The 7964-nt window shown below is 48.5% G+C and carries 6 protein-coding genes; 5 read left to right on the top strand and 1 reads right to left on the bottom strand.

All coding sequences use genetic code 11. The annotated features are described in order from the left end of the window. The first annotated feature begins 103 nt into the window (after window positions 1-103). The 5 genes from speA (at window position 104) to rlmA (ending at window position 4604) form a co-directional block, all read left to right on the top strand. A complete protein-coding gene (gene speA / locus GMA8713_RS14325; RefSeq protein ID WP_062711128.1) occupies window positions 104-2023 on the top strand; it encodes a biosynthetic arginine decarboxylase in 1920 nt (639 codons plus the stop codon). Window positions 2024-2073: 50 nt separating this feature from the next. After that, entirely contained in the window at window positions 2074-2997 is a 924-nt protein-coding gene (speB, locus tag GMA8713_RS14330) for an agmatinase (RefSeq protein ID WP_062711131.1), read from the top strand. Window positions 2998-3114: 117 nt separating this feature from the next. Further along, window positions 3115-3372 carry a type II toxin-antitoxin system Phd/YefM family antitoxin gene (locus GMA8713_RS14335; RefSeq protein WP_046307015.1) on the top strand — a complete coding sequence of 86 codons (258 nt, stop codon included), beginning with the start codon at window positions 3115-3117 and terminating at the stop codon, window positions 3370-3372. Further along, entirely contained in the window at window positions 3360-3662 is a 303-nt protein-coding gene (locus tag GMA8713_RS14340) for a type II toxin-antitoxin system RelE/ParE family toxin (protein WP_062711136.1), read from the top strand. Before GMA8713_RS14335 ends, GMA8713_RS14340 begins: the two co-directional genes overlap by 13 nt. Before the next feature lie 117 nt (window positions 3663-3779). Next, entirely contained in the window at window positions 3780-4604 is an 825-nt protein-coding gene (gene rlmA, locus GMA8713_RS14345; protein ID WP_062711139.1) for a 23S rRNA (guanine(745)-N(1))-methyltransferase, read from the top strand. Window positions 4605-4733: 129 nt separating this feature from the next. On the opposite strand, the gene GMA8713_RS14350 is transcribed toward rlmA, so the two are convergent. Then, the gene (locus tag GMA8713_RS14350) at window positions 4734-7388 is read right to left on the bottom strand and encodes a LamG-like jellyroll fold domain-containing protein (RefSeq protein WP_157515622.1); all 2655 of its coding nucleotides are present in this window, start codon (window positions 7386-7388) and stop codon (window positions 4734-4736) included. Window positions 7389-7964: the final 576 nt, after the last annotated feature.

Genomic DNA, 7964 nt, shown 5'->3' on the forward strand with positions numbered 1-7964 from the left:
AGCGTTACCCATTATTTTTATCTGGTACACAGCACCGGTGACGGCCACCTATTATCTGCCGTCAGCGGCGTTTCCTGTACCCAATCACCACTGAGGAACGAACATGAGTGATTGGTCTATCAATGACGCCCGCGATGTCTACAACACGCCTTACTGGGGTCAGGGTTACTTCGATATTAATTCACAAGGCGAGGTGATTGCCCGTCCGGATACTCAACAACCGGACAACAACATCGCGCTTTCAACGCTGGCTGATGAACTGATTGCCAAAGGCGCTTCTTTGCCTGTGCTGGTGCGTTTCCCAGAGATCTTGCACCATCGCGTAGACAGCCTGTGCACCCACTTCAACGATGCCATTGCTGACTACGGCTATGAAGGCGAATACCTGTTGGTTTACCCGATTAAAGTGAACCAGCAAAAAGAAGTGGTTGGCGAAATCCTGAAAAGCCAATACGCCAGCCAGGAACGTCAGCTGGGTCTGGAAGCGGGCAGTAAGCCTGAGCTGATGGCAGTGCTGGCCATGGCGCGTCAGGCAAGCTCTGTAATCGTGTGTAACGGCTACAAAGACCATGAATACATCCGTCTGGCACTGATTGGCGAAAAGCTGGGCCACGAAGTCTACATCGTGCTGGAGAAGCTTTCTGAGCTGGATACTGTGCTGGCAGAAGCGAAAGCATTGGGCGTGAAACCACGTCTGGGTCTGCGTGCGCGTCTGGCGTCTCAAGGCAAAGGTAAGTGGCAGGCAAGCGGCGGCGAGAAATCGAAGTTCGGTCTGTCAGCTTCTCAGTGTATGACGGTAATGGATCGCCTGCGCGAAAACGACATGCTGGATTCACTGCAACTGCTGCACTTTCATCTGGGCTCGCAAATCGCCAACATCCGCGATGTACGCTCCGGTGTGAACGAAGCGGCACGTGTTTTTGCAGAGCTGACCCAAATGGGCGCGGGCATCACGACGGTAGACGTGGGCGGTGGTCTGGCAATCGACTACGAAGGCACACGCAGCCAAAGCAGTTGTTCCATGAACTACAGCCAGCGCGAGTACGCCAACAATGTCGTCTACACCATCGGTGATGTGTGTAAAGCCTTTGACATCAAGATGCCGCGTATTATCTCTGAGTCGGGCCGTAACCTGACGGCGCATCACGCTGTGCTGATCACTGATGTGATGGGCGTGGAAAGCTACCAGCGCGAGGAAGTGTTTGCGCCTGCAGAAGATGCGTCGCAGATCCTTCATAACATGTGGCGTTCTTTCAAAGACCTGAGCCAGTCGACTGACCAGCGTTCACTGGTGGAGATTTACCACGATAACCAGAACGATCTGGCAGAAGTGCACATGCAATTCGCCATGGGCTTGGTGAACTTTGCCGAGCGCGCCTGGGCAGAACAAATCAGCCTGCGTATTTGCTACGAGCTGTCTTGCAAGATGTCCCACAAAAACCGCGCACACCGCCCGGTTCTGGACGAGCTGAACAGCCGCTTGGCAGACAAGTTCTTCGTGAACTTCTCCTTGTTCCAGTCACTGCCGGATGCATGGGGTATTGAGCAGGTGTTCCCTATCCTGCCGCTGTCAAAGCTGGATAAAGAGCCGGAAAGCCGCGCAGTGCTGTTGGATATCACCTGTGACTCTGACGGTGCCGTTGAGCAATACGTGGAAGGCCAAGGCATTGAAAGCACGTTGGCTGTGCCGACTTGGAGCGATGAATCGCCTTACCGTATTGGTTTCTTCCTTGTGGGTGCATATCAGGAAATTCTGGGCGACATGCACAACCTGTTCGGTGATACCGATTCTGCGGTCGTTCGCAGCAATAAAGATGGCGGCTACGAGATTGAATCTATCCACCACGGCGACACCGTGGGTGATGTGCTGCGTTACGTACACTTGGAAGCGGACGAGTTCCTAAGCCAATACGAAGAAATGGTGAAAACCCTGCCAGAGCAGGAGCAAGACGCAATTCTGTCTGAGCTTTCTGAAGGTCTGAAAGGTTACACCTACCTCGAAGACATCCACCACAACCGTTAATGATTTCGGCTGCCTGCATAGCGGGCGGCCTCTTTTTCAAGGATTTATCAATGGCAACATTGGCCAACTACCCAGATTACTCCCTGTACGCCAACGCGTTCGGTTTCCTGCGCCAACCACTGGTGTTTAACCCACAAGGTTGCGACGCTGACGTGGTGATCACAGGCGTTCCTTTTGATATGGCAACCACAGGCCGCTCTGGTGCGCGCATGGGCCCAGGGGCGATTCGTCAGGCATCCACCAACCTGGCGTGGGAAAGTAAAAAATGGCCTTGGGATTTCTCCCTGACCAAAGAAATCAAAATCACTGACTGCGGTGATTTGGTGTTTGAATGCGGCGATGCACGCAACATGAGCGAGCGTTTGGAAGCCCACGCCACCAGCCTTCTGGCAGAAGGCAAAACCCTGCTGACGTTTGGCGGCGACCACTTCGTGACCCTGCCACTGCTGCGCGCCCACGCAAAGCAGTTCGGTGAAATGGCACTGGTTCACTTTGATGCCCATACCGACACCTACAGCCAAGGCAGCGAATTCGACCATGGCACCATGTTCTACACCGCGCCAAAAGAGGGTCTGATTGACCCACACGCGTCGATTCAAATTGGCATCCGCACTGAGCACAGCGATACTCTGGGCTTCCAAGTAGTGGATGCAGCAACGGCGAATGATTGGTCTGTGGAACAAATCGTAGAAGCGATCAAAACCCGCGTTGGCGACCGTCCTGTTTACCTGACCTTCGACATCGACTGTCTGGATCCCGCTTACGCGCCGGGTACAGGCACTCCGGTTTGCGGCGGTCTGAGCACTGACAAGATCCTGAAAGTGATCCGCTCACTACAGGGCATCAACCTGATTGGTATGGATGTGGTAGAAGTGGCTCCGGCCTACGACCACGCAGACCTGACCTCTCTGGCGGCAGCGACGATCGCAACTGACCTGCTGTATGTGTGGGCGGCAAATCGTAAAGCGAAGTGATTGTGACTTTGCTTACTAGAAACACCTGCTTAGGCGGGTGTTTTTGTTTTTAGCACAGCTTGCTATGCCCAAAGTGATAGAATAGTATCACTATAGTGTCACTTTGGAGCTGCTGTTATGAAAGTCGAACTTGTTACTTCACTGAAACGTCAAGCAACCAAAATCCTCGCTGATCTGCACGATACAAAAGAGCCGGTATTGATTACAGAACACGGTAAGCCGTCAGCCTATCTTGTCGACGTTGAGGATTACGAGTTTATGCAGAACCGTTTAGCCATTCTTGAGGGAATCGCTCGGGGAGAGCGCGCTTTAGCTGAAGGTAAAACGGTTAGCCAGCAAGAAGCCAAGGATAAAATGTCGAAATGGCTGAAGTAATCTGGACGGAATCAGCGCTGTCAGATCTCAATGATATCGCCGAATACATCGCGCTTGAAAACGTCGTAGCGGCAAAGCACCTTGTTCAGACTGTGTTCGCTAGTATTGAACGATTAGAAGAGTTCCCTGAGTCAGGACGCACGCCTCCAGAACTCGAAAACCTCAGCTATTGTGAAGTTGTTGTGAATCCTTGCCGCGTTTTTTACAAGCACGAAGGCGATAAGGTGTTTGTTTTATTTGTCATGCGTGCAGAAAGAGATCTTCGAAAATTCTTGCTAAGCCAAAAGTAGCGAATAAAAACACCTTCTATTTGCACTCATCTATCGCGCTATTATCGCTACTTTGCTTGAACCCTTCAGCCCCACACCGTATCCTTGCCGCTCATTCATCCTTGCCGAAATTTCGCTATGTCATCTTATCTTTGTCCGCTGTGCCAAGAGCCGCTGAACCTTTCTGACCGCACGTACAAATGCGCCAACAATCACCAGTTCGATCTGGCGAAAGAAGGCTATGTAAACTTGCTCCCTGTGCAGCATAAGCGTTCAAAAGATCCGGGTGACAACAAAGAGATGATGCAGGCTCGCCGCCAGTTTCTGGATGGTGGTCATTACCAGCCAATGCGAGATGCGGTCAGTGTTCTGCTCACTTCACTGCTTGATGGTAAGGAAAACGCACAGCTTTTAGATATCGGTTGTGGCGAAGGCTACTACACCAGCTTTTTCGCCGATGAGCTGGATAATGCCGCGGTGTTTGGCCTTGACATTTCCAAGGTGATGATCCGCTACGCGGCGAAACGCTACCCGAATGTGGACTTTCTGGTCGCTTCCAGCCAGCGTCTGCCATTTGCCGACAAGCAGTTGGATGCGGTGGTACGCATTTACGCGCCGTGCAACGGCGAAGAATTGGCGCGTGCAGTGAAAGACAATGGCGTGGTCGTTACCGTCACTCCGGGGCCTCGCCACCTGTATCAGCTCAAAGCGGGTATTTATGACGAAGTGCGCCTGCACGATGTGCCTGTAGAAGACTTACCGGGTTTTGAGCTTGAAACCGAGCAAACCGTCGCTTACCCGATGACACTCAATAGTGCCGATGCTACGACTCTGCTGCAAATGACACCGTTCGCCTGGCGTGCGCCGGAAAGCCTGTGGCAAACATTGAAAAACGCCGAACAGTTTGAATGTGAAGCCGATTTTACATTAAGGGTGTATCGCTCAAATCGCTGCAGATTGTGATTGGCGCTGCCGGGAAATTTCTTTTCCAAGACTTAGAGAATGAAGAGCCAGCGATTGCTGGCTCTTTGTTATTATGCTGTCTTGTTTCTCGTCTGGTTGGGGCTTTACTACCCCAACGAACGATGAGATTTAGTCTGGGTGGATGACTTGGTCAACAATGTAACCATTTTCTGACTCCGACAAATGTTGACTAGGGAATGCGTCTTTAAGCCAGTATTGTGGAATTTGTCCCAAAATTCTTGGTGGTGGATCCATCGGTTGGCGACGCGCATCGTCTGATGCCCAGACTCCTGAGTTCATCACCAATGCATTTTTCGACAGTCCAAATTTCCCGTTGCTATTGTGACATACCAGGCAAAAGCCATTGTTCTCTTCGCTAGGTCTGGGTTGATTCCAAACTACGCTGACAGGTTGATGAATACGGTCTCCTACCCAATCGTAAGCGCCTTTATCTGCTAGATGCGCATAGCCATCCTGTGTGTGATCCGTTAGACATGTTGTCCCAGAAGAGGTCGAAACAAGGCTTCCATGACCAAGGTTACATACGAACTCATTGTTAAGGCGGAGATGGTTGTAAAGCCTGACTTCATCAATCCATCCTCTAAGACCCTCGCCTATTTTCAGTGTCCCCTTACTTAAGACAAAACCACTTTTCATCGTCTGTGGGAGGTCGAATGTGGTTATTTCTGTTCCATCTATGAATAGAGTGACACTGTTGGCTGTGTTACCTTGTTTTTTGATTTCTATAGCAAAGTGTTTCCAGCCCTGGCCACCAAGCTGGTAGTGATCAGTGATGTCGTACTTATAATTCCCCGTCGCGCCATTCGATCTGAATTTAATATAGGTCCTTCCCGCTTCGTCGCGGTTGAAGGAAATGTATCCACCCGACGCCAGGGTAACCAGTGTATAGTTTTTCCCCGGGTTGGCGGCAAGTCTGTCGTCAACAAACAGACTCAGCAACCAACCATCGCTATTGTCAGGTGCACTAGCGAAATCATAAGCAAGGTAATTTGTTCTATGAAGCCAAAGCCCCTTACCTTTGATCCCGCCCATCGCTTGAGGCTCTATTCGCTTGTATTCGCTTCCAACAACGGAGCCATATAAAGGAATACTGCCCGAGGAGCCTGTCGCTGCATTTTGGACTTTCACCACGTCGCTGCTTGATTCAGGTCGAAGATAGCCGTTACCTTCCAATCCGAAATGGCTGTTCATATCTGAAACAATCAACGCATTTGAGTCCAAGTAATCATCAAAAACAATCTCATCAGTTGCTTTACCATTGCTGATGTACCACACAACATCCCTTGGCGTTAACGGCACCATTTGGGGATGGTAGTTAAACAGTTGCTCAGTTGATTCAATTATTGTGCTGTTGCGGTTCCATGCCGACGCTGATGTGTTGTTATTGCCATTTTCCCGGCCAACGCCTGCATCAACCCATCCTCTATTTCCACGGTAAAGCTTGACTCTTGGGCGGTCTGCTATTTCGAAGCCCCAATCAGTGTTATTGAGCAAATTATCTGGAATGACTATTTTTCCCCGAGTCCACAACCCCATCATAGCGACGGTCAGTGTTTTCAACGATCTTTGCGTGTCTAGGCAATTATCGCAATCTTGCAGTTCGTAGTCGTTTTGTTCCAGGAAACGGCCTTTTACTGTAAAAAACAGATTGTTACCATCCCTGTCAATCCAAGGGTAGGTACCGCCAAAGCCAGTCGTAAAGTCACTGCCGCTCGGCGATACGAGAGACCCGTCAGGATATCTGAAAGGCTGGCTTGCGAAGCCGTAAATTTGGTTAATTTCGTTGTCAAATGGCGCGTACTTGATTGGACGCTGCTGGTCCCAGCCAGAAACATCACAAGGACCTTGGTCATTATTGTACGCATAAAAAATGTTCGCATTAGACGTGGTATGGTCGCTCCCGTTATTGTCTTTCCATGTCACATTATCTGTGCTGTCACCAAAGCGGGCAACGAGCAGTCGTCCATCTCGCGTTACTGTGGGTTCGAGGAGATTATCACCTTTGTAGATGGCTCCCTCTTTCATTGTCCCAGGGGTGGCAGACTCAATGTATGCGTTTTTTGTTTTGGGGTTAGCCACCAAAACATCAACTGGAATGCTAACTAACCGCTGGTTTCCGTCCGAAGTACCATTGTTTTTAAGCCCTATGACAACGAGCTTGTACAAATCTTTCTTTCCATTGTGTGGCATCGGAGAAAGTCGTGTTAGATAGTCATTTATATACTTACTATCATATCTTGGATCAGCCTCATTCAGGGCTTTCTGGCGAAGATAGAAGTCTGTGGTATCACACACAGCCACGTGAGAAAACTCCCCCCCAAAGTAAGCGCCTCCAGACATGTCCACACTGAACGCGTTGGCCCCACCAATCAACGCAGTACCTTTTGAAGACTCACTAAAGTGAGACGTCAGTACCTCGGGCTTTCGCAAGTAAATTTCCATTTTTCCTTCGACGGATTTCGTCACCACTATTACACGTCCATCACCAGAAGAACGGTTAGAAGTGATATGTGGCTGTCGATAGTTGCCACTATCAAGCATAACGACGTCACGATTCAATTTTGGCAATGGTGGCAATTGCTGATTAGATGGTGCTGAAAGCGCCGAAAATGAAAATAATGAAATAATAGCAATTCTGTATTTCATTTTTATTCCCTTAAAAATTAGAATGTTAATTGATAAAATCTGCACTTCTATAACTTTCAATTGAACGTTAAAAAAGGCATTTAATCGAAATTTTCTAGTAATGGATGAGTGACCCAAATTTGCGACACTGGTTTAAATTATCATTATTTATTTCGATACGTCGTCTCAATTACGAGACGATGTTATTATATTTTTTGCTTAATACTTAAGTATGAGCTGGGCCTGCAACTTTTTTACAAGACTAATGATTTATTTATGAGCCATTATGGGATAGATAAACTTCACAACTGAAAATTATCGGGAAGAAAAATAAAGGCAGGGGTTTCCTCTATTAACCTGATAAATATATAAATTAAATAAAATCGAGCAAAAAAAAGACTTGGTAACAAGACACAATTCCAAATTTAATAACCAGCCGTGAAACGTGATTGTATTTTACGAATCCAACAATCTCGAAAAATCCAAAAAATCCGGAAAATCCGGAAAATCCGGAAAATCCGGAAAATCAGCAAAAGATTACTCATTTGATATCACTTGGGAGAATTGGCAAAAAAAGAAGTTAAATAGTCGGCCCTGAAAAAGCCGTTTTTGCCATTAAGAAATCAAGCAAAAAATAGGGAAGCTGAAATACCAGCTTCCCTATTTTTTAGACAACTGCGCCTGCTTAGTCGCAATAGCATCCTTGTTCATTGT

The organism is Grimontia marina (genome assembly GCF_900060185.1).
In the GTDB taxonomy this organism is placed as follows: Bacteria; Pseudomonadota; Gammaproteobacteria; order Enterobacterales; family Vibrionaceae; genus Enterovibrio; species Enterovibrio marinus.